The following is a 23,664-nucleotide window of genomic DNA, read 5'->3' as shown; positions in this document are numbered from 1 at the left end:
TATATATTTGTAACAAAATTTTTCCGAAAATGAAAAAAACTCTACTCATTTTTTTGATGATATTTTCTCAGATGTTTTTTGCACAATCTGATTGTCCTACCGCAATAACAGTTTGTGGGAATTCCGGAATATCATATACACCATCCGGTCCGGGAAATATCCTGGAAGATCTTGGCGGTTGTTTGAGTGATGACGAAAACTTCTCTGTGTGGTATACTTTTTCTATTGCTACCGCAGGAACTTTAACATTTACTATTGATCCTAATGTATTCGCAGACGATTATGACTTCGGAGTTTACGGACCTAATAAAACTTGTGGAACTTTGGGAGCACCCATAAGATGTAATTATTCCGGAGCAGACGGACCTACAGGTTTAAATTTAACTACTGTACACCCAGCTGTAAACGGACAATGGAGCGGTTTTATGAATGTGCTTCCAGGAGAGACCTATTATCTGGTTATTGATAACTTCTCAAACAGTCCAAATGGTTTTACACTTTCTTGGGGCGGTACAGCTACATTGGCTTCGCCATTTAATGACCCGAGTTTAATTACTAATCCGTTTATTGCACCAGGTCTGCCAAACGCAAACCCTACAGCACCGAATGAAGTGGTAATTTGTACCAATCCTTCCGTTTTTAATTTCAGTTCATTATCAAGTGCAATTATTAACGGTAATACTAATTTCACAGTAAATTACCATTATAATACTAATGATCTATTGACTGGTGACAACCCTATCGTAAATCCGATTACTGTAAATACTACAGATACTTATTACTACAGTATAACATACACAGATCCGACCAATCCGAATAACCCTATTAATAAATGTAAACAGACAGGTACATTTAAATTCAAAGACGGAAGTATTGTAGCAACTGACGACACTTTAACAGAATGTAATAACAATAACGAAGGAACAGCTGTATTTAACTTGACTGATGCCAATGTTACTACAATAGCAAATGCAACAAAAAAATACTATCCTTCAATAATAGATCTTAATGCCAACACCAACGAAATTACCAATCCTTATCAATATCTTTCTGCTGGAGGATCTGCATTTGTTTTGGTAACCTCAGAATTTGGATGTAAAGATATTGCAGAGATCAAGCTGAACTTTTATCCTATAGTAGTGGTAACTGAAGCTACACTCAGAGCTTGTTTTATAGAATCTAATCCTTCGACTGGTTTGTTTAATCTAAACAATGCTACCGTTAATACGCAGATAGGAACTACTAAAAAATATTATCCATCAACAGCAGATGCGGTTAACCAGACCAACGAAATATTAAATCCTTTAACCTATACAGCGCCAAATGGTGTAGTATATGTAAGAGTAACTAATGCCAATGGATGTTTTAATGTAGCTAAAATTAATCTTGTGGTAATCCCACCTGTATACTCTACAGTATTAATTGATAAAGTGATATGTATTGAAGATAAAACCACTTTAGATGCAGGTCCCGGGTTTACTTCTTATCAGTGGAGCACTGGTGCAACTACGCAGATTATCTCTGATGTAACCGTGGGAACTTATTGGGTTAAACTTAAAACCGGAGACTGTACTGCAATACAGACTGTAAAAGTTTTTGCTTCTGATCAGCCTGTAATTTCAAATATTGAAATTACTAACAACTCTCTTACTGTAAATGTAACTGGTGGTACACCGGCTTATCAATATTCAATAGATAATGTAAACTGGCAGGACTCTAATTCATTTACGGGTCTTACGAGAGGTGATTACATAGTTTATGTAAAAGATGCTTACGACTGTGTTCCTATGGAAGTAAACATTTTAGTTCCAAACATGATTAACGTGATTACTCCAAACGGAGACGGAATAAACGATGTAATAGATTATTCTGCTTTAGGAAGCAGACAGAATTTGGTTCTAAGTATTTTTGACAGATACGGATACAAAATTTTCCAGGCGGATAAAACGAATGGTTTCAAATGGGACGGTACTACCAATGGTGGTAAAAAAGTTCCTACAGGTAACTATTGGTATTCTGTAACATGGAACGAAAACAACAAGACCAAAACACCAATCAAATTCTCTGGTTGGATAATGGTAAAAAACAGAGAATAATCTCGATCAAAAAAATAAAGAATCGCTTACCAAAGCGATTTTTTATTTAAAAATCATTTGTAATATTTTGTTTAAATTTGCTATAAATTCATTTTAACATGAAAAAAATACTACTTTTTATTATTATCATAATTTCGCAATTTTATTATTCACAATCAGATTGCACCACAGCAATTCCTGTTTGCGGAAATTCAAATGTTTCATTTACCCCTTCAGGACCCGGAAATGTTTTGGAAGATCTTGGCGGATGTTTAACTGATGACGAAAACTTTTCCGTATGGTATACATTTACCGTTGCTACATCAGGTACATTAGCTTTTACAATTGATGCAAACATAAACACAACAGATTATGATTTTGCAGTTTATGCTGCCAATGCAACATGTGCCGCACTAGGAACGCCTATACGATGTAATTTTGCAGGATCTTCTCCTACTGGAAATACGGGATTAGAGCTTACACCGAGTGGATCTGCCTATTTCGAAGCTTATTTGGATGTAGTTGCTGGTCAGACGTATTATCTGGTGATCGATAACTATAGTAATGCAGCAAATGCCGGATTTTCATTAATTTGGGAAGGTACGGCTTCGTTAACCTCTCCTTTTACCAATCCTGCACTGACTCCAAATCCATTTATTACACCTGGGGTACCAAATGCCACAGATCCTACTCAACCTAACGAAATTCTGAAATGTGCATTGCCAATGATGTTTGACTTTACAACATTGAGTACAGGAATTTTAAATGGAAACCAAAACTTTACAGTTACATATCACGATACCGCAAACAATGCGATCACTGGGGACAGCCCACTTACGACAGCTATGGTTAATGGTACTACAATCTATTACTATAGACTGAAATATGTTGATCCTACCAATCCTACCAATCCTGTAAATGGATGTTTTTTAACCGGTAAATTTAAATTCAAACAAGGAAATATTGTGGCTGATAACGCTACACTCACTGAATGTAACAACAACGGTGCAGGTACAGCAACTTACAATCTTACAACAGCAGCCGTATTTGGAGATCCTACAGCTACCAAGAAGTATTACACTTCGCTGGCTAATCTGAATGCAGACACCAACGCCATTACCAATCCGACGGCATACGTATCATCTGCACCAGCTACAATATACGTAAAAGTAACTTCAATAGAAGGTTGTTCAGATGATTCAACAATCACATTAGCATATCATCCTGTAGTAGTAGTTACACCTGCCATATTAGAATCATGTTACATCCCTACTGCAATTACTACTGCTCTATTTGATTTAACAACTGCAACTGTTTCTACCCAAACAGGAATTACAAAAAGATTTTTTAAAACTCAGGCAAATGCTTTGGCAGGAACTAGTGAAATTCCCAATCCTACAATGTACATCTCTGAAAACAGTGAAGTTTTTGTAAGAGTTACAAATTCTAATGGATGTTTTGCTATCACAAAAATTACTTTAAAAGTACTTCCTCCTGTAAAATCTACAGTTTTAAAAGACAAAACGATTTGTATAGAAGATAGAACAATTCTTGATGCAGGACCAGGATTTGATGGGTACGAGTGGAGCACCGGTGCAACCACACAAACCATACAAGGTGTTGGCATAGGGCAGTATTGGGTAAAACTACAAACCGGTAAATGTTTCACTATGCAGCTAGTAAGTGTATTGCCAGCTCAACAGCCGGTAATCGCTAGTTTAGACATTACAAACAACACAATTACCGTAACAGCAACTGGTGGAACTGCTCCTTATCAGTATTCTATTGATGGGATCACTTGGCAGAATTCTAATGTATTCACTAATCTGCCTAGAGGTGAAAATAAAATTTATCTGAAAGATTCTTTCGATTGTAATCCTGTTAGTGTTCAGGTAACAGTACCCAATCTTGTAAATGCAATCACTCCGAACGGTGATAATGTAAATGACGAAGTAGATTATTCTGCATTAGCTTACAAGAAAAATCTTGTCTTCACAGTTTACAACAGATATGGTAATAAAGTCTACGAATCTGATAAACTAAGAAACTACAAATGGAACGGAACTTCGGGCGGTAAAAAAATACTAACCGGAACCTATTGGTATACTATTACTTGGAACGAAAATGACATCAGCAATACCCAAACAAAATACAGTGGATGGATATTGGTAAAAAACAGAGAATAAATAAACAATCATATCATTACAATCACCTCAGCAATGGGGTGATTTTTTTATTCACAACATTCAACCCTTACAGACATTGATATTTTGAAAGTTATCAACAATAATTATGAATTACTCATTTCAAATTATTTCTTAAATAAACTATCTTTGCATTATGGCGCAGAAAGAAACTTTATCTTCTCTTACACAAGGAAACTTTGCTAAAGAGTTGTCGATTGCAGATGGAAAAATGCCTCCTAATGCTATAGATTTTGAAAGGTTGGTGATTGGTACTTTTTTAATTGATAAAAAAGGACTCGATCATTCTATTGACCTTTTGACACCCGAAGTTTTCTATGACCCGAGACACGCTGTAATTTTTGAAGCGATTTTAAAATTATATGAAGGAAACCATCCTGTCGACCTGATGACCGTTATTCAGGAGTTAAAAAAAACAGAGAAATTGAGTTCTGCAGGTGGTGATCATTACATTATAGAGCTGACTATGGGCGTAAGTTCGTCTGCCCACATCGAATATCACGTACGGGTAATCCTTGAAAAATACATTCTGAGAAGCTTAATCAATGTTTCCGCAAATGTAATTGATACTTCATACAAAGAATCAACAGACGTTTTTGAGCTTTTAGATAAAGCGGAGCAGTCATTTTTTGAAATAACCAACGGAACTATTAAAAAAGGTTTCGACACCGCAAACTCTTTGGTAAAACAAGCGATTGATACTATTAAATCTTTAAAAGACAAAGAAGGGATTTCCGGAGTTCCATCTGGCTTTGCAGGAGTTGATAAAGAAACCGGTGGTTGGCAAAATTCAGATTTAATTATCATTGCGGCACGTCCCGCAATGGGAAAAACTGCATTTCTGCTTTCGATGGCAAGAAATATTGCAGTGGGACACAAAATTCCGATGGCGTTATTTTCTTTAGAAATGGCATCTGTACAGCTGATTACCAGAATGATTGCCTCTGAAACCAAAATTTCTTCAGAAAAATTAAGAAAAGGACAAATGAGCGACGAAGAATGGCAACGTCTGTTTTCCAACGTTTCGGAACTGGAAAATGCTCCTTTATATATTGACGAAACTCCTTCCCTGTCCATTTTTGACTTCCGTGCAAAGTGCCGAAGACTGGTTATGCAACATGGTGTGAGAATCATCATGGTTGATTATCTTCAGCTAATGACTGCAAGCAGCGGAGGAAAAGGTGTTGGAAACCGTGAGCAGGAAATTGCAATGATTTCGCGTTCCTTAAAAGCCATTGCCAAAGAGCTGAATGTTCCCGTGATTGCACTTTCGCAGCTTTCAAGAACTGTGGAAACCCGTCCCGGAAAAAGACCTCAGCTTTCAGATTTGAGAGAATCCGGAGCGATTGAGCAGGATGCAGATATTGTGTCATTCATCTTCAGACCAGAATATTACAAAATCGCCGTTTGGGACAACGATGAAGAAGGTCAGGAATCTTCCACCGAAAATCAGGCTGAACTCATTATTGCAAAACACAGAAATGGCGCAACCGCCGATGTGAGACTCTCTTTCATGAAGCATTTTGCAAAATTTGGCGATTTAGATTTATATGGAAACAATGATTATGGATATCCTTCAGGAGGACAAACACCTGAACCAAGCGGTTTTGAGAAAATAAAAACAACCATTCAGCCTGGTGCAGCATTTGATTTACCTGATAATTCTAAAGTTTCCGGTTCTTCAATGAATGATCTGGATGATGAAGACGATTTTCCTTTTTAAATTAAGTTTCATCATGAAATTGAGGTTTACTAAAGCTTACATATAAAATTTATATTTAAAATCAACCTCCATAATTTCCTAACATTAAACCTCGGTCTAAACATTTTGAGAATTGAAATTTACACAGACGGCGCATGCAGCGGAAATCCGGGAAAAGGCGGATACGGTATTGTCATGAAAGTACCCGAAAAAAATTACCAGAAAACATTCTCAAAAGGTTTTCGCAAAACCACCAACAACAGAATGGAATTGCTGGCAGTAATTACCGCACTGGAAAAATTAAAATCAACTGAAAATGATATTCATGTCTTCACAGACAGCAAATATGTTTCTGATGCTATCAATCAAAACTGGCTTGCAGGTTGGATTAAAAGAGGCTGGAAGAATGTAAAAAATCCTGATTTGTGGAAACGTTTTTTAGTGCTTTTCAATGAATATCATCCTACAATGCACTGGATAAAAGGACATGCAGGACATTTTGAAAATGAACTTTGTGACAAACTCGCCGTAGCCGCTGCCAATTCTACCAATCTTGAGGTTGACACGTACTTTGAAAATTTGGAAAGCAATTCTTTGTTTTAACTTATTAAATTTTTGAATAATTCTGCCTTTACATTACTATTCTAATTATTTCTTTTAAAAATACAATAAATTTTACCATATATTCATTATTTTTTACTAAATTAACGTTAAATACACATTTTTAAATCAGGATTTAATATCTTTACACGTCTAAATAAATATCCTGATTAAATGAATAAAAATTTACTGTTTTATTTTACTTTACTTCTATTTTGCATTTTCGGGAAAACATATTCCCAAACTTATCAACTTACAGGAAATCCGGTAACTACGACGGGATGGACGATGGTTGCACCTACAGTTGTAAACACTGATTTTATACAGCTTACCCCAGATACCAATAATCAATCTGGTTCTATAAGACTGAACCAGCCCATTAACCTGAAATTCTGTGACAAATGGAGGGTGGAATTTGATTTCAGAATGGATTCTAACCAAACAGCTAACGGAGACGGCCTTGCTTTTTGGTATTTAGCCAATCCGCCTGTTGCAAGTGTACTGGGATCAGGACTTGGAGTTTCACAAAATGCCGTTGGTCTTGTTGCAGGTTTTGACACTTACAACAATACCACTACAGCAGTAATGAGTAAAGTACATGTTGCCTATGGACAGGTGGTGAATACAACCGACCTGAACAATGTTGAGTTTTTCAATGTTGCCGGAAGTTCTTTCCATTCAGCAGATCTTAATACGACATTGCCATTTCAGGGAACTACTTACAAGCATGTTGAAGTGACAGCAGAAGTAAATCCGCTTGCTCCTACCAGCTGGATTATACAGATTAAAATTGATGGTACAGTAATCTGTAATCAGTCTTTTGCTCCATCTGGCGCAGCGGCGGCGATGACTGTCGGATATTTTGGATTCTCTGCTTCTACGGGAGGAAACAGATCAAGACACTCTATTAAAAACGTAAAAATATATACCGATAAAGTAAGTATTTTACAACCTTCTGTTACACAGTCTTTTTGCCCTAATCCTTCGACCGGATTTGCTACAACGAATTTAACATCGTTTAATTCACAATTTGTTACAACACCTGTAAATTATACTTTCACCTACTCTGCAGGAGGATCTCCAATTACCAATCCAACAAATTATCAGTTCAACGCAAACACGACGGTAAGCGTATCTATAAAGGATAATTCAGGAGTTTTGTGCGATAACCCCGATGGTCAGATTCTACTGACATTATCACCTTTTACGGCTAACAACAGAACAATTTCTGAATGCAATAATAACAATGCTACAACAGCAATATTTAATCTCACTACCGCAAATGTAAGTACTGTACCGGGAATTACGAAAAAATATTTTAAAACACTCGCAGATCTGAATGCCGGAACCAACGAGATCACAAATCCTACCGCTTACGTTTCTGCACCGGGAATAGTTTATGTAAAAGTTACCACTCCCCAAGGATGTACCGGTAATGCGCAAATTACTTTAAACTTTCTACCGCTTCCCGCAGTAACGGATGCTACATTACAATCTTGTTTTATTGCGACAAATACTGCAACAGCGTTATTTGATTTAACTTCAGCCAATGTAACTTCAGATGCAGGCATTACGAAGAAATTTTACACTTCTTTAAGTGATGCATTAGCAGGAATTAATGAAATTTTAAATCCTATCGCTTATATTTCTTCAGATTCGGAAGTTTTTGTGAAAGTGATTGCTTCAGTAAGCAACTGTTTTATCATCAAGAAAATTACACTCAAAATAACACCTCCGGTGAAATCTTCTGTTTTGAAAGATAAAATAATCTGCATAGATGACAGAACCACGCTTGATGCGGGACCAGGATTTGACGGATACGAATGGAGTACCGGTGCAACAACTTCTTCAATACAAGGCGTTGCTGTAGGAATTTACTGGGTAAAACTAAAAACAGGAAACTGCTACACACTTCAGGTGGTGAATGTAAAAGCAGCAGCAAATCCTGTGATCGCAAGTATTGACATTACCAACAATACGATCACTGTAAATGCTACTGGCGGAACTGCACCCTATCAATATTCTTTAAATGGTACAAACTGGCAAAATTCTAATGTTTTCACAGGATTACCCAGAGGTGAAAACAAAATTTTTGTAAAAGATTCTTATAATTGCGAGCCTGTTGAAATACAGATCACCGTACCAAATCTACTCAATGTTATAACTCCAAACGGAGATAACGTGAATGATATGATTGATTACAGCGCTTTGGCTTACAAGAAAAATCTTGTGTTTATTGTTTATGACAGATATGGAAATAAAAAGTATGAAGCTGACAAATTGAGAAACTTCAAATGGGATGGCACCTCTAATGGAAAGAAAATCTCAACAGGTACATATTGGTACACGATCTCTTGGAACGAAAACGATAAAAACAGCACCCAAACAAATTACAACGGCTGGGTACTTGTAAAAAACAGAGAATAATTTTCACAAATAAAAATCACTCCATTTCGGAGTGATTTTTTGTAAGATCTGCCTGAGAAAAATAAAACTGATTTGTGCTTTTTGATGAAAATTATATAAAAATCTATCAATAATAGATGATAATTTAAATCATCACATTATTGCAAAAATATATTTAATTATAAACAGGCACCGATGATTAATGATTAAGAAAATTTTAAAATAAACTAATCACCATATTAAATTTAATAAAATGAAGAAAAAACTACTACTTCACTTTTCTGTATTCTTATTATTCTTCCTAAACATTTCTGCCCAGACGTATCAGCTTACCGGAAATCCTGTGAATACTACAGGTTGGGATATTGTACCTTCGGCTATTGTAAGCGGAGACTTCATAAGACTTACAGCAGATCAAACGAGCCAGTTCGGAGCAATAAAACTTTCAGATCCTATCAACTTAAAATATTGTGATAAATGGAAAGTTGAATTTGATTTCAGAATTGATGGAAACGGAACCACAGCATACGGAAGAGGTGACGGTTTGACGTTTTGGTATCTTTCAAACCCACCCACCGCATTTACTACAGGAGGAGGACTAGGAATTCCGGCTAATGCAAACGGATTGATGGTGGCTTTTGATATCTTCAACAATACTACTGAAGGACAAATGAGCAAAGTTCATCTTTTATATGGAACCAATAATGTACCGGCAGGAAACGCAAATATAGAATACAATATGACTGCTGGGAGCTCATTTCACTCTCCTGATCTACAGGCTACACAGCCTTTTGTCGGCACAAATTACAAACACGTTGAGGTAAACGGACAAGTCGATCCGGCTAACCTCAATAACTGGATCATCCAGATCAGGATAGACGGCGTAGTAATCACCAATCAATCTTTTGCGCCATCAGGCGGAGCCATCGGAATGACAACCGGATATTTCGGGTTTTCATCCGGAACAGGAGCTGCGAGTGCAAGACACTCCATTAAAAATGCCAAAATATTCATTGATAAAGTTCCTATTTTACAAAGTACCATTACCCCATTCGTATGCACCAATCCCTCTACAGGAAATGGTTTTGTGGATTTAACATCTTACGCATCACAATTTGTAAATGTTCCGAGCAATTACATCATTACGTACTATGTTTTGGGAAGTTCTACCCCAATTACAACTCCAAGCAATTTTCAATATACCGGAAATACCACAATTACGGTAGTCATCAAAGACCCATCATCTACATTATGTGACAATGGAGATGCCAGAATAATTTTAAATCCAACTCCGTTTGAAGCAACAGATGCTCCACTTACTGAATGCAATAACAACAATGCAGGTGTTGGAATCTTTAATCTAAATGATGCCGCCATAACAACATTACCTAATGTTATCAAACAATACTATCCTACTCTTGCAGACCTGAATGCAGGAACCAATCAGATTACCAACTTTGCAGCGTTTTCTGCTGCACAGGGTACAACTATTCACGTAAAGGTAACAACAGCGCAGGGTTGTGTAGACAATGCAATCATCACACTTAATACTTCTCCGGTTGTGGTTGTCAACGATGCAACTTTAAGAGTTTGTTCTGAGCCTAATAATCCATCATTAGGGGTATTCAATTTAGCGAATGCTAATGTAACTTTACAAGCGGGAACAACTAAAAAATACTATCCATCATTGACAGATGCAGTCAATGCAACAAATGAAATTCCCAATCCCACATCATACACGGCACCCAATGGTGTTGTTTATGTAAGAGTCATCAATGGAGCTGGCTGTTTTACAGTTGCTAAAGTAAATTTAATTGTGATTCCACCAGTCTACTCTACAACTTTGATTGATAAGATAATCTGTATAGAAGACAAAACTACTTTAGATGCAGGATCCGGATTTACCGGATATGAATGGAGTACTGGCGCAACGACACAAATCATTACCAATGCAGGAGTAGGCACTTATTGCGTGAAGCTCAAAACAGGCGATTGTATTGCCACACAAACTGTAAAAGTATATGCTTCTGAACAACCAGTGGTAACGTACATTGACATATCAAATACTACAATCACGGTTAATGTAAAGGGAGGAACCCCTTCCTATCAATATTCTCTTGACAATGTCAACTGGCAGGATTCTAATGTATTCACAGGGATTTCAAGAGGGATGTATAAAATTTACGTAAGAGATATTTACGAATGTGAACCTATCATCGTAAACGTTACTGTACCTAATTTAATTAACGTAATTACACCAAACTCAGACGGACAAAACGACTTCATCGATTACTCTGCATTGGCAGGAAAATTAGATTTAACCTTTAATGTTTTCGACAGATACGGTACAAAACTTCATCAAGGTGACAAAACCAACCGATATATTTGGGACGGAACCGCCAATGGCAGAAAAGTCCCAACCGGAAGCTACTGGTATTCTGTAACATGGAATGAAGATAACAAAACCAAAACACCTGTGAAATTCTCAGGTTGGATCATGGTAAAAAACAGAGAATAATTTTTTTCATATTAAATTATATTTTTGATCACTCCCCTCAAAAGGAGTGATTTTTTATTGATTAATTTAAAAACAGATATTTCGGCCCAAAACTCTCATTATTCACATTCAATTCTTAAATTTGTCTTTATGAATTATTTGGAAGCTTTAAGCAGAAGATATTCTGTAAAAAAATTTAACCCCGAATTAATTATTCCGCAGGAGACACTTCTCAATATTCTTGAGTCGGGAAAAATGGCAGTAAGTTCACAGGGTTTGCAGCCCTACAGAATTATAGTCGTCGAAAGTAAAGAGATGAAGCAAAAACTGATTCCCTCATTTTACAATCCTTCTCAAATTTCTACATGCTCGCATTTGGTTGTTATCATTTCAAAAAAAACCGTTGATGACCAGTATATCCACGGATATTTCAGTCACATATCCGAGGTAAGAGACATTCCGTTAGAAAGTCTTGATTTATTTAAGAAAAGTATTAATCAACACATTGTTCAAAAGACACAGGACGAAATTTTCAACTGGGCAGAAAAGCAGTCGTACATCGTTTTAGCAAATTTAATATATGCCGCAGCCTTAGAAAATGTAGATACTTGCCCTATGGAAGGCTTCCGTCAGGAAGTTATTGAGGATGTTTTAAATATTAATACTGAAAAAGAAAAAGTGACGGTGACTCTTGCTTTAGGCTACCGGTCTGATGAAGATCAATTTCAACACCTGAAAAAAGTAAGAAAACCAAACGAAAAATTATTTAAATTTATTTAATTATTTTAGACGATTGTCTTAAAGCAACTATATGATAAAAGCGGATGTATTAGTGATAGGTTCCGGAATTTCCGGACTTTCTTATGCCATAAAAATTTCAGAACAGCTTCCCGATGCCAAAATAATCATTGTAACAAAATCTGACGAAGACGAAAGCAATACCAAATACGCACAAGGAGGTTTGGCAGTTGTTACAGATTCTAAAAATGATAATTTTGACAAACATATTGAGGACACCATGCGTGCAGGAGATGGTGAAAACAAACGCGATGTTGTAGAAATGGTGGTAAGAGAAGCACCCGCAAGATTTAATGAAATTGTAGAATGGGGAGCCAACTTCGACAAAAAAAACGGAGAATTCACATTAGGAAGAGAAGGCGGCCACACCGAAAACAGAATTGTGCACCATAAAGACATCACAGGTTTCGAAATCGAAAGAGCTCTACTGGAAACTGCAAAAAGCAGCCCAAATATCGAAATTCTGGATCATCATTATGTTATCGATATTATTACCCAGCACCACGTACCAGGAAAAGAACTTAATGAAGGCGAAATCAATTGCTACGGTGCCTATATTTTAGATGAAAAATCTAAATCAATTAAGAAAATTACTTCAAAAATCACTTTGGCCGCAACTGGCGGAGCCGGTCACGTATATAAAAACACCACCAATCCTACCATCGCAACCGGAGACGGAATCGCATTTGTTGCCCGTGCGAAAGGTAAAGTGACCAATATGCAGTATTATCAGTTTCACCCCACCGCATTGTACAGCAAGCTTGACGGAATGTTATTTCTAATTTCCGAAGCAGTGCGTGGTGATGGCGCAAAACTGAGAACCAAAAAAGGTCAGAAATTCATGCATAAATATGATGAGCGCGAAGAATTAGCGTCCAGAGATATTGTCGCAAGAGCAATTGATGCCGAAATGAAAGTTACGGGAGATGAATTTGTAGGTCTTGATTGCCGTGGAATGAGTCACGAAAAATTCTTAGAACATTTTCCCAATATTTATAAAAAATGTAAGGACGAAGGTATTGATCCATTCAAGCAATTAATTCCCGTGGTTCCGGCTTGTCATTATTTAATGGGAGGTATTGAAGTTGATAAAGACGGGCAATCTTCAATCAATAATTTATTTGCAGTAGGAGAATGCACCAATTCCGGATTACACGGCGCCAACAGACTGGCTTCCAATTCCTTATTGGAGGGTTTGGTTTTTGGGCATAATGCTGCCATGAAAACGGTAGAACTCTTAAAAGAAAACCATTTTAATTTTGATGATTTGAAAGCAGTTCCTGAATGGAATGAAGAAGGAATGAAAATTATTGATGAGATGGTCATCGTTTCTTATCTTAGAAAACAGCTTCAGGAAATGATGAGCGATCTTGTAGGAATTGTTAGAAGCAACAGACGATTAAAAATGGCTCTTCAGAAACATCAGGAAATAGCTGCTGCTGTTGACGAAATTTACCATTACTCTATTTTATCACCTCAGCTTTCAGAATTAAGAAATTTAACTACCGTTGCACATTTGATTATTACCCAATCTATGGAAATGACTCAAAATAAAGGAGCATTTTATAATAAAGATTTAGTTTAAATCATTTTTACCTTCTTATAAAAAATGAATTAAAAAATTACAACAATGAAAAGACCCCGCTACGCAACCGATAAAGTTTTAAAACAGTTCATAAAGAATGCTTTAGAAGAAGACATTCAGGATGGTGACCATTCTACTTTGTCTACAATTCCTAAAGATTTGCAGCAAAGTGCAAAACTTTTAGTGAAAGAAAACTGTATTTTGGCGGGAGTCGAATTGGCAGAAATTATCTTTAAAGCCTTTGATAAAGATTTAAAAGTAGAAAGATTCATCAAAGATGGCGAAACTGCAAAAGTTGGCGATGTAGCTTTCGTTGTCACCGGAAGCGCAAGGTCTATTTTATCGACAGAAAGATTAGTTTTAAACTGTATGCAGAGAATGAGCGGTATTGCAACGCTCACTCAGGATTGGGATTCGAGACTAATCGGTACCAAAACTAAACTTTTAGACACCAGAAAAACAACACCCAACTTTAGAGTTTGCGAAAAATGGGCAGTGGCAATTGGTGGCGGAACCAATCACAGATACGGTTTGTATGATATGATTATGCTGAAAGATAACCACATCGATTATAACGGAAGTATCACCAATGCGGTAAAAATGGCGAAAGATTACGTGAAAAAAACTAAGAAAAAACTTAAAATTGAAGTTGAAACCCGCACTTTGGAAGAAGTACAGGAAGCCATCAATGCAAAAGTTGACAGAATTATGCTTGACAATATGGATGTTGCTACTATGAAACAGGCAGTGAAATTGATAGATGGGTCTTGTGAGAGTGAAGCATCGGGAGGAATTACGAGAGATCAATTAAAAGAAATTGCTACCACAGGAGTGACTTTTATCTCTGCAGGAGCATTAACACATTCTGCAAAAAATATCGATTTAAGCTTAAAAGCTGTTATGTAAAACATTATATATTTAATAAAAACAAGTCGTATTTCTTAAAAATTAAATAATATGATTTTTTTCACGTTAAAATCCAAATTTTATATATCAAATTGAAAAACAGTAACTTAATCATTATTAAGACTGATTAAAAATTAATATTAAGTTAATAAGAGTTAAAGTTTATTTGTCGAATTTTGCAAAAAATTAATTCTAACTATTACTTAAGATTATGAAATTAATCAACAAATCGATGCTAACTGCAGTAATCACACTTTCTACAGCTAGCGTTTATTATGCACAACAAGTTCAGGATACTGTTGACACAAGATCAAGAGATATTGAACAGGTTGTAATCTCAGGTGTTGCCGATATCGCTAAAGATAGAAAAACACCCGTTGCTGTTTCTACTATTAAAGCAGCACAAATTGTTGAAAGATTAGGTAACCAAGAGTTTCCTGAGATTTTAAATACTACACCTTCAGTGTACGTAACTAAAGGCGGTGGTGGTTTCGGAGATGCTGTTATCAGAGTAAGAGGTTTTGGAAATTCCAACACTGCTGTAATGATCAATGGTATGCCTGTAAATGACATGGAAAATGGAGCTGTATATTGGTCAAACTGGGCTGGTCTTTCTGATGTAACTTCAGACATTCAAATACAAAGAGGTCTTGGTTCTTCTAAATTAGCTATCGCTTCTGTGGGTGGTACTATGAATTACATTACTAAAGCTGCTGATAAAAGAAGAGAAGGTATAGTAACATTGGGAATTGCTAATGATGGATATCTTAAAACTTCATTTGCTTACAACACTGGTAAATCTAAAACAGGATGGTCTTCTTCATTCTTGATGGGAAGAACAGCTGGAGCAATGTATGCGAATGGTACAGATTTCGAATCTTACAACTACTATTTTGCTTTGGGTTATCAGCCGAATGAAAAACATGATTTACAGTTTACATTCACAGGTGCTCCTCAGTGGCATAATCAAAACTTCACAAACACAATCCAAACTTATATTAAATATGGTAAAGATGGTGAGCCCAATAGAAAATACAACTCAAACTGGGGTTTATTGAATGGTGAACAATTTTCTACAAATACAAACTATTATTCAAAGCCAATTGCATCAATCAACTGGGATTGGAAAATTTCCGAAAAATCAAAATTATCAACCGTAGGATATGGATCTTGGGGTAGAGGTGGTGGAACTGGTTTTTTAGGAAGCATTAATGGAAAAACAGTTTTCAACGTTGCTAAAACTGCTGACGGACAAATGAGATGGGATGACATCGTAAGATGGAATCAAGGTGCTGTTATTTCCGATTTCACAAATAATGCCGGTACTGCAGCTCCAGCAAATGCAACTCCAGGTATTGCAACAAGAAGTAACGGTTTAGTGAGAAGAGCACACGTAAACTCTCACGATTGGTATGGTATTTTATCTAATTTTCAACATAAAGTAAATGAAAACTGGAACTTCCAAGTAGGTATTGACGCAAGGTATTATTATGGTTATCACCCTGGTGTGGTTTCAGATTTCTTAGGAAACAAAGAATACCGTGAAAATCAGAACTTAAATTCTCAACCTTTTTATACAGTAACTCAGGCATACAAAGCACTTCCTTCTGCAAATCCTTTTGTAAAAGCGATTAAAGACGACTCTCAGATCGCCAGTAGAAACTATGATGGTGAAGTTTTATGGTATGGAGGTTTTGGACAAGTTGAATATTCAAACGACAAGATCTCTGCATTTGCACAAGGATCTGTATCTAATCAAGGTTTCCAAAGAATTGACAATTGGGTAGTTGATGGAGTTACAAAACAACCAAATGCAACAACTGGTCAAGTGGTTAACACAAAAACAGGATTTAAAGATATTTTAGGTTATAACGTAAAAGGAGGTTTAAACTATAACGTTAATGATCAGCATAATGTATTTGGAAATATTGGTTACTATTCTAGACAACCTTTTTTCACTGCAGTTTATCCAAATAATCAACAAGTAGTAAATCCTAACTTAACAAACGAGAAAATCTTCTCTGCAGAATTAGGTTACGGTTTCAGATCTTCTAATTTCAGAGCTAATGTTAACCTTTACAGAACTTCTTGGGCAGACAGATTCCAAAGAAGAACTGGTTTAACAATTCCAAATGGTAGTGGAGGAACGTTCCAGAATGCTTATGCAGAAGTAAACGGAATCACCGAAGTTCACTCTGGAGTTGAATTTGAAGGATTCTATAAAGTTGGGCAATATCTTGAGCTAGAAGGTATGTTCTCTATGGGAAATTGGGAGTATAAAGGTGATGCGTCTAGTACATCTTTTGACGAAAACAATAACCCTATCAACATATCACCTGGATCAAACGTTGCAACATTGGCATTAGATGGTGTAAAAGTAGGTGATGCCGCTCAAATGACTGCCTCATTTACAGCAATTGTAAAACCGGTACAAGGCCTAAGATTTTATGCGAATTGGAGATACGCAAATGATTTGTACGCTGGATTTAACGTAAATGATTTTGACAATTCTAGAAACACACCTACCTTCAGAGCGCCAGCAACAGAATTTGGAGCATTAGAATTACCAGACTTTCATTTATTTGACATCGGTGCATCTTACATATTCAAATTGAAAAGCGGACAAAGCTTTACAATAGGAGCAAACGTTTATAACTTATTTGATACTACATATATTTCAGAAGCTACAACAAATATACATGCTAATCAAACAAGAGAAAACTTTGCAGCAGGCAATGGCGGAACAACTGCCTATAACAATTATATTGCTGCAGGACAATATAAAGGTATAAGCCAACAAAACCAAGTTTACTTCGGTTACGGAAGAACATGGTCTACAACATTAACGTTTAGATTCTAATAAATTCACTTTTATTACATACCAAATCCCGGCTTTATCGCCGGGATTTTTTTTATATTTGCAATTAACTAAAAATAAATATTATGGATTTCAACTTTATGCTTCAGGCGCACCGTGGTTTTGCTTATTTAATCTTATTGGCTACCGCAGTTTTCGTTGTGGCACTCTTGGTAACCATGTTCGGATATTCCGGAAAAATCTCTAAGCTTTTGAGAAAATCTACGTTGTTTACCATGATATTCTTTCATACCCAGGCTTTGATCGGATTGATCATGCTGTTCTTCTTTTCTCCCGGCTTCAAAGCAGCTAAAGAAGCTGGTACGTTGATGAAAGATGCTGTTTCCAGAAACACTTATGTTGAACACCCTACAGCAATGATTATTGCTGCAGTTTTATTAACCATTCTTAATAAAAAATTTAAAACAAACGATAAAATTCAGATGAGCTGGGTAATCATAGCTTTTGTTGCGATTGCATTAATGCTTTGGGCATTCCAGTGGCACAGACTTTTCGGAGCTTAACTAAATTGATTTCAAATTTATACAACTTAATAAAATCGCTCAATTCTAAAAATCTTTTTGAAACAAAAGCGATTCAAATATAATCCTTAAAATAATAGTATTCTCACATGAAAGTAGCTGTAGTAGGGTCAACCGGAATGGTTGGACAGGTTATGCTTAAAGTTTTGGAGGAAAGAAATTTCCCGATAACAGAATTAATTCCAGTAGCATCAGAAAGATCTATCGGAAAAAAGGTTAAGTATAAACAGGCAGAATATACCATCGTAAGTATGGAAGATGCCATCGCTGCCAAACCCCAGATCGCTATTTTCTCTGCAGGTGGAGATACGTCATTAGAATTTGCTCCAAAATTTGCCGAGGCAGGTACCACTGTTATTGACAATTCTTCAGCTTGGAGAATGGATCCTGATAAAAAATTAGTGGTTCCCGAAATCAATGCAGATGTTTTAACAAAGGAAGACAAGATCATTGCCAACCCCAACTGTTCAACAATTCAGTTGGTGATGGTTTTAGGTCCTCTGAATAAAAAATATGATTTAAAAAGAGTAATCGTTTCCACCTATCAGTCTGTAACAGGAACGGGAAAAGCCGCCGTTGATCAGCTGAATGCTGAAATATCCGGTGATGATTCTGTTGCTAAAGTTTACCCTTATCAGATCTTCAAAAATGCTTTGCCACACTGCGACGTTTTTTCTGATGACGATTATACGAAAGAAGAAATAAAATTAATGAAGGAGCCTAAAAAGATTTTGGGTGACGATACCTTCAATTTAACAGCAACTGCCGTAAGAGTTCCGGTACAGGGCGGTCATTCTGAAAGCGTGAACATCGAATTTGAAAATGAATTTGAGCTGGACGAAGTAAGAAAAATTTTATCCGAAACTCCCGGAGTGATCGTGATGGATAACGTTAAAAACAACGAATATCCAATGCCTTTATATTCTGAAGGGAAAGATGAAGTTTTCGTAGGAAGAATCAGACGAGATCTCTCACAGCCGAAAACACTCAACCTCTGGATTGTGGCAGACAATCTGCGAAAAGGTGCTGCCACCAATGCAGTACAGATTGCAGAATACTTGGTAGCAAACAACTTAGTATAAACTAACAAAAATAAAAAGAGTCTCCGAAGGAGATTCTTTTTTTTATCAAACTATGAAAAGCAGTAAAAACGCAGAAAATATTAACTTCCAAAAAATCATAGCACTTATTGGCGTAACGCTATTTGTGGCAAAAATCATTGCCTGGAAACTCACAGATTCAGATTCTGTGTTTTCTGACGCCATGGAAAGCATCGTCAATATCATCAGTGCATTCATGGGCTTATATTCACTCTATTTAGCAGCAAAACCGAAAGACGAAGATCATCCGTATGGTCACGGCAAAGTAGAGTTTGTAACATCAGGAATAGAGGGAGCATTGATCATTATTGCCGGGATCATGATTATCTATGAAGGAGCAAACAGCTTATTGACCGGAAAAGTGATTTCTCAGATCAATTGGGGAATCTTGATTATTGCCACAACAGCTGTCATTAATTATATTTTAGGATACATCTCTATTCAGAAGGGTAAGAAGGTAAATTCTGTCGTACTTATAGCTTCCGGAAAGCATTTGCAATCAGATACGTTGACAACTTTTGGAGTTGTACTGAGTTTAATTATCGTCTATTTTACAGAAATTTATTGGATAGATTCTGTTGTAGCTCTTTTTTTTGGAGGGTACATTATTTTTGTAGGGTATAAAATCGTCCGAAAAGCATTAAGCGGAATCATGGACGAACAAGATCCTGAACTTTTAAACAACATCATCCGACTTCTTGAAGATAACCGTAAAACAGAATGGATAGACATTCACAATATGAAAATTCAGCAGTTTGGCTCTTCATTGCACATTGATGCACACATCACCCTTCCCTACTACTACAGCCTAAGAGAAGCTCATAACGAGATGGAAAACGTCATCCTTCTTCTGGCAAAAAACACATCCAGAACCGTCGAATTCAACTTCCATATGGATGACTGTAAACCTATTTCCTGCCCGGTCTGTCAGATTATGGATTGTCCTGTAAGAAAACAGCCGTTTATAAAAAGAGTAGAATGGACTGCCGAAAACGTAACAAGAGTAGAAAAACATACCATCGACGAGTCATTTGAATCAAAGTGATCATGTCAATATTTTTATTGAGTGTAGAAAAGACAATTTCAACTAAAAGATTCAATTACTTTTATCTAAAATCTGTTTTCTATAATAAAACAAGGGTACAATCAAAAGTAAAATCAACGGCTGAATGACAAACCTTCTCATGTAAAAGGAAAAAAGATAGCCCATTTCAAACCTGTCATCAATACAATACAGATAAATTGGGAATGTAATCAGAAAAATAATGCCAATCAGCATTGCACCTTGTATGGTCCGATTCTTTATTTCTAAACAAAAAATGAATGATTACACAGGAGAAAAAAAGATTCAAAATAAATCTGAAAATATGACTTACAATCAGTTTTCCCCATTCGAAATCTGGAAAAGCAATATTTTTATTCGCTTCGTGAAAATAATTCAGAAATGGATCATAGAAAATCTGATCTTCCAGCATTCTGACCCCGACAAGCCCGAAAACTCCGGCTGCGACTAAAAACCAACTAAGAATTTTCATTTTTTAAAGCAAAAAATTTAATCCAGATCATCCAAAGAATTACCACACTTCCGTAGATAATCGCCGGAAAAAGGTAATCGTGAGCCAACTTATTGTATTGAGAATAATCCCGGGTCACAATATTGAGCCCGACAATTCTTAAAACATTCATGACATAAAGAGCTAAAAGACTGACGCCAACAAAAACGAAAGTTTTAATTCCTTTGTAAAAAGCAAAAATGAAAGATACAAAAAGTATGATCACAGAAACGGCATTGCAACCCTCCACCATTCTGGTCACGTATTTTTCTTTTACGTAAAAATAGACCTGTTCATTAGGAACATCATCGTATAATAACGTAGGAAAATGGAGTTTGTTCTGAATGAACATCACATGATCGGCAATCAGCCGCGAATAAGGATCAAGACCTTGTGCCTTAAAGCTGTTAAGATAAAACTGATAGGCAAAAAGCAACACCAGATAAATGATGATAAATCTCAGCAAAATTCCCAAAACCGGCTTAAAGTCCTTTAGCATAATGCAAAGATAAAAATTCGGACGTAAATTAGTATATTTGTTACCATATTATGACTTCCGAAAACGCAAAAATATTTTTCGAAAACCATTTTGGCGAAAAATCAACCCAATTTGTCACTTTAGCTCAAAGCGGTTCTGCAAGAGTCAATTTTCTGGCTCAAAATCAAACCGGAAAATACATCATCACCTTCAACGAAAATGTTCCGGAAAACGAAAGTTTTCTCTATTTTTCGCAGGTTTTTTCAGATTTAAAACTTAATACACCAAAAATCTTTGCGATTTCTGATGACAGAAAAATGTATATCCAGGAATTTTTGGGAGAAAATACATTTTCGGAAATTATTACTAAAGAAAATTTATCTGTAAACGTTCAATCTTTGGTGAAACAGACTTTAGAAAAACTTTTTCAGTTACAAATTCAGACGCAGAATCAAATTGATTATACCCAAACTTTTGAATATGAAAGTTACGACGAGCTTCCTGTTATGCACGATTTGTATTACTTTAAAAATTTTGTTGCCGATGTTCTGGAACTCGAATATCATAAATCTTCGCTCTTAAAAGAATTTAAAAAACTCGTTGACCTCATCGAAAATTTAGCACCAAAAGGATTAATGATTCGTGATTTTCAGGCTAGAAATATTATGGTAAATGAAAACAATGCTGTCTCGTTTATTGATTATCAGTCGGCGATGAAAGGCCCACTGATGTATGATGTCATCTCATTTTTATTTCAGGCTAAAGCTAACTTTCCGAAAGACTTTAACAATGAAATGCTTGATTTTTATATTCTACAGTTTGAAAGTGAAGAAACTCGAATTCAACTAAAAAACTCGGTAAAACCCGTTAAGCTGATGCGATTTCTACAGGTTCTTGGCGCCTATGGCTTCCGTGGATTGATTCAAAGAAAAAAACATTTTGTGGCAAGCATTGATAAAGGCATCGAAAATATAACAGCATTTTCTAGTAACTGGGAAGAAATGAAAAATTATCCTGAGCTAAAAAAAGTGATTGAGCAACTAAGCTCTGAGAAAACAAAATTGAAAATCAAAGAATTATTGAAACATTAAGATTATACGCATCTTTGTCATTCCGCAGATTAAAAAAAATAGTAATTAGAATATATAAAAATATGCTACACATAGACATCCACAGTTTTTCGTATAAAAAAGGAGGAATCCCCAAAGACCATTCAGGAAACGGAGGCGGTTTTACATTTGACTGTCGCGGAATTTTAAACCCCGGAAGAGTGGAAGAATATAAAATCCAGACCGGAAATGACATCGGCGTTCAGGAATATCTTGAAACAAAAACAGATATGCCTCAATTTTTAGAATTGGTAAAAAGCATGGTTTCCATCAATATTGATAATTATCTTGGAAGAGGTTTTGAAAATCTACAAATCAACTTTGGATGCACCGGCGGACAGCACAGATCTGTTTATTCAGCCATAAAAATAGCCCATTTTATCGAGGAAAAATACGGAAATCAGGTAGAAATAAGTCTTCATCACGACGAACAGCACCAACTTAATAATAGGTAATCAATACTGTGCAATAAGTAATATTAGGTTGCTTTTTCACTATATTAAAATTACTGATTACCAATTACACATTATCCATATTTATGAAGGCATTAATTTTTGCAGCAGGAAAAGGAACCAGACTAAAACCCTTTACAGATCATCATCCGAAAGCTTTGGCTAAAGTGAACGGCATTCCGCTTTTGGAAAGAAATATTACCTATCTGAAAAGTTTCGGAATTACCGATTTTGTGATCAACGTACACCATTTTGGCAACCAAATCATCGATTTTTTAAAGATTAATAATAATTTCAACTGCAAAATTGAGATCTCAAACGAATCTGCTGAACTTCTGGAAACCGGTGGCGGATTGGTTTTTGCTAAAAAATTTCTGAATCACGGAGAAGATTTTATCATCCTTAATGCAGATATTTTAACCAACATCAATATCACAGATTTTGTAAAATACCACAAAAGTCTGAAAGATTTTGCTACTTTAGCAGTATCAGACAGAGAAAGTTCAAGAAAGCTACTCTTCAACGATAGCATGGTTTTGAGAGGCTGGCTGAATGTACAAACCGGAGAGCAGCGGCTTGCAGAGTTTAATAAAGGTTTTAAGCCTTATGCGTTCAGTGGTGTGCATTGTATTAATCCTACCATTTTTGATAAAATAAAACGAACCGGAAAATTTTCTATCATGGAGGAATATCTGGATATTATGCACACAGAAAAAATTCATGGCTTTATACACAACAGCATTCTGATCGACGTGGGAAGACCGGAATCTGTAATTGAAGCCGAAAAATATTTTAAATAA

At 36.1% G+C, this 23,664-nt stretch carries 17 protein-coding genes and 1 pseudogene; 16 read left to right on the top strand and 2 right to left on the bottom strand.

Going from position 1 to position 23,664, the window contains the following annotated elements; genetic code table 11:
- The first annotated feature begins 29 nt into the window (after positions 1-29).
- The 13 genes from ACZZZA_RS06140 (at position 30) to ACZZZA_RS06080 (ending at position 20,317) form a co-directional block, all read left to right on the top strand.
- Entirely contained in the window at positions 30-2,096 is a 2,067-nt protein-coding gene (locus ACZZZA_RS06140) for a T9SS type B sorting domain-containing protein (RefSeq protein WP_463430304.1), read from the top strand.
- A gap of 98 nt (positions 2,097-2,194) precedes the next feature.
- Entirely contained in the window at positions 2,195-4,261 is a 2,067-nt protein-coding gene (locus tag ACZZZA_RS06135) for a T9SS type B sorting domain-containing protein (protein WP_463430303.1), read from the top strand.
- 154 nt (positions 4,262-4,415) lie between these two features.
- Entirely contained in the window at positions 4,416-6,002 is a 1,587-nt protein-coding gene (gene dnaB, locus ACZZZA_RS06130) for a replicative DNA helicase (protein ID WP_463430302.1), read from the top strand.
- Positions 6,003-6,107: 105 nt separating this feature from the next.
- A complete protein-coding gene (gene rnhA / locus ACZZZA_RS06125) occupies positions 6,108-6,584 on the top strand; it encodes a ribonuclease HI (RefSeq protein WP_463430301.1) in 477 nt (158 codons plus the stop codon).
- A gap of 171 nt (positions 6,585-6,755) precedes the next feature.
- Complete coding sequence (locus tag ACZZZA_RS06120) at positions 6,756-9,008, top strand: T9SS type B sorting domain-containing protein (protein WP_463430300.1); 2,253 nt, start codon at positions 6,756-6,758, stop codon at positions 9,006-9,008.
- A 232-nt stretch (positions 9,009-9,240) separates the two neighbouring features.
- Complete coding sequence (locus ACZZZA_RS06115) at positions 9,241-11,505, top strand: T9SS type B sorting domain-containing protein (protein ID WP_463430299.1); 2,265 nt, start codon at positions 9,241-9,243, stop codon at positions 11,503-11,505.
- 129 nt (positions 11,506-11,634) lie between these two features.
- The gene (locus tag ACZZZA_RS06110; protein WP_463430298.1) at positions 11,635-12,264 is read left to right on the top strand and encodes an NAD(P)H-dependent oxidoreductase; all 630 of its coding nucleotides are present in this window, start codon (positions 11,635-11,637) and stop codon (positions 12,262-12,264) included.
- 31 nt (positions 12,265-12,295) lie between these two features.
- Positions 12,296-13,867 (top strand): L-aspartate oxidase, encoded by a 1,572-nt coding sequence (gene nadB / locus ACZZZA_RS06105; RefSeq protein ID WP_463430297.1) that lies wholly within the window; start codon positions 12,296-12,298, stop codon positions 13,865-13,867.
- 45 nt (positions 13,868-13,912) lie between these two features.
- The gene (gene nadC, locus ACZZZA_RS06100; protein ID WP_463430296.1) at positions 13,913-14,773 is read left to right on the top strand and encodes a carboxylating nicotinate-nucleotide diphosphorylase; all 861 of its coding nucleotides are present in this window, start codon (positions 13,913-13,915) and stop codon (positions 14,771-14,773) included.
- Between the two features lie 211 nt (positions 14,774-14,984).
- Positions 14,985-17,633 (top strand): TonB-dependent receptor, encoded by a 2,649-nt coding sequence (locus tag ACZZZA_RS06095; RefSeq protein ID WP_463430295.1) that lies wholly within the window; start codon positions 14,985-14,987, stop codon positions 17,631-17,633.
- Positions 17,634-17,716: 83 nt separating this feature from the next.
- Positions 17,717-18,154 (top strand): hypothetical protein, encoded by a 438-nt coding sequence (locus ACZZZA_RS06090; RefSeq protein WP_463430294.1) that lies wholly within the window; start codon positions 17,717-17,719, stop codon positions 18,152-18,154.
- Positions 18,155-18,261: 107 nt separating this feature from the next.
- Positions 18,262-19,254, top strand: coding sequence for an aspartate-semialdehyde dehydrogenase (locus ACZZZA_RS06085; protein WP_463430293.1), 993 nt, complete (start codon positions 18,262-18,264; stop codon positions 19,252-19,254).
- Between the two features lie 52 nt (positions 19,255-19,306).
- Positions 19,307-20,317, top strand: a complete 1,011-nt coding sequence (locus ACZZZA_RS06080) for a cation diffusion facilitator family transporter (RefSeq protein WP_463430292.1) — start codon at positions 19,307-19,309, stop codon at positions 20,315-20,317.
- 51 nt (positions 20,318-20,368) lie between these two features.
- Here ACZZZA_RS06080 and ACZZZA_RS06075 read toward each other — a convergent pair.
- Together ACZZZA_RS06075 and xrtF are read right to left on the bottom strand one after the other, a co-directional pair.
- Positions 20,369-20,807, bottom strand: a pseudogene (locus tag ACZZZA_RS06075) (exosortase F system-associated membrane protein).
- Positions 20,794-21,324, bottom strand: a complete 531-nt coding sequence (gene xrtF, locus ACZZZA_RS06070; protein WP_463430291.1) for an exosortase family protein XrtF — start codon at positions 21,322-21,324, stop codon at positions 20,794-20,796. Before xrtF ends, ACZZZA_RS06075 begins: the two are co-directional and overlap by 14 nt.
- A gap of 50 nt (positions 21,325-21,374) precedes the next feature.
- Between xrtF and ACZZZA_RS06065 the strand changes: the two genes are divergently transcribed.
- From ACZZZA_RS06065 to ACZZZA_RS06055, 3 genes are all read left to right on the top strand, one after another.
- The gene (locus ACZZZA_RS06065; protein ID WP_463430290.1) at positions 21,375-22,394 is read left to right on the top strand and encodes an aminoglycoside phosphotransferase family protein; all 1,020 of its coding nucleotides are present in this window, start codon (positions 21,375-21,377) and stop codon (positions 22,392-22,394) included.
- Between the two features lie 62 nt (positions 22,395-22,456).
- Positions 22,457-22,867: a RapZ C-terminal domain-containing protein gene (locus ACZZZA_RS06060; RefSeq protein ID WP_463430289.1), complete on the top strand. Its 411-nt coding sequence runs from the start codon at positions 22,457-22,459 to the stop codon at positions 22,865-22,867.
- An 83-nt stretch (positions 22,868-22,950) separates the two neighbouring features.
- Positions 22,951-23,664 (top strand): nucleotidyltransferase family protein, encoded by a 714-nt coding sequence (locus ACZZZA_RS06055; protein ID WP_463430288.1) that lies wholly within the window; start codon positions 22,951-22,953, stop codon positions 23,662-23,664.

The sequence above is a fragment of the Chryseobacterium sp. AC405b genome (assembly GCF_979258685.1).
This window is presented reverse-complemented; position numbering and strand designations above follow the sequence as displayed.

Bases quoted from the DNA above. Each gene is read 5' to 3' on its own strand.
- ACZZZA_RS06140 (WP_463430304.1), top strand. From the start codon at position 30: ATGAAAAAAACTCTACTCATTTTTTTGATGATATTTTCTCAGATGTTT.
- ACZZZA_RS06135 (WP_463430303.1), top strand. From the start codon at position 2,195: ATGAAAAAAATACTACTTTTTATTATTATCATAATTTCGCAATTTTAT.
- dnaB (WP_463430302.1), top strand. From the start codon at position 4,416: ATGGCGCAGAAAGAAACTTTATCTTCTCTTACACAAGGAAACTTTGCT.
- ACZZZA_RS06120 (WP_463430300.1), top strand. From the start codon at position 6,756: ATGAATAAAAATTTACTGTTTTATTTTACTTTACTTCTATTTTGCATT.
- ACZZZA_RS06115 (WP_463430299.1), top strand. From the start codon at position 9,241: ATGAAGAAAAAACTACTACTTCACTTTTCTGTATTCTTATTATTCTTC.
- ACZZZA_RS06110 (WP_463430298.1), top strand. From the start codon at position 11,635: ATGAATTATTTGGAAGCTTTAAGCAGAAGATATTCTGTAAAAAAATTT.
- nadB (WP_463430297.1), top strand. From the start codon at position 12,296: ATGATAAAAGCGGATGTATTAGTGATAGGTTCCGGAATTTCCGGACTT.
- nadC (WP_463430296.1), top strand. From the start codon at position 13,913: ATGAAAAGACCCCGCTACGCAACCGATAAAGTTTTAAAACAGTTCATA.
- ACZZZA_RS06095 (WP_463430295.1), top strand. From the start codon at position 14,985: ATGAAATTAATCAACAAATCGATGCTAACTGCAGTAATCACACTTTCT.
- ACZZZA_RS06090 (WP_463430294.1), top strand. From the start codon at position 17,717: ATGGATTTCAACTTTATGCTTCAGGCGCACCGTGGTTTTGCTTATTTA.
- ACZZZA_RS06085 (WP_463430293.1), top strand. From the start codon at position 18,262: ATGAAAGTAGCTGTAGTAGGGTCAACCGGAATGGTTGGACAGGTTATG.
- ACZZZA_RS06080 (WP_463430292.1), top strand. From the start codon at position 19,307: ATGAAAAGCAGTAAAAACGCAGAAAATATTAACTTCCAAAAAATCATA.
- xrtF (WP_463430291.1), bottom strand. From the start codon at position 21,324: ATGCTAAAGGACTTTAAGCCGGTTTTGGGAATTTTGCTGAGATTTATC.
- ACZZZA_RS06065 (WP_463430290.1), top strand. From the start codon at position 21,375: ATGACTTCCGAAAACGCAAAAATATTTTTCGAAAACCATTTTGGCGAA.
- ACZZZA_RS06060 (WP_463430289.1), top strand. From the start codon at position 22,457: ATGCTACACATAGACATCCACAGTTTTTCGTATAAAAAAGGAGGAATC.
- ACZZZA_RS06055 (WP_463430288.1), top strand. From the start codon at position 22,951: ATGAAGGCATTAATTTTTGCAGCAGGAAAAGGAACCAGACTAAAACCC.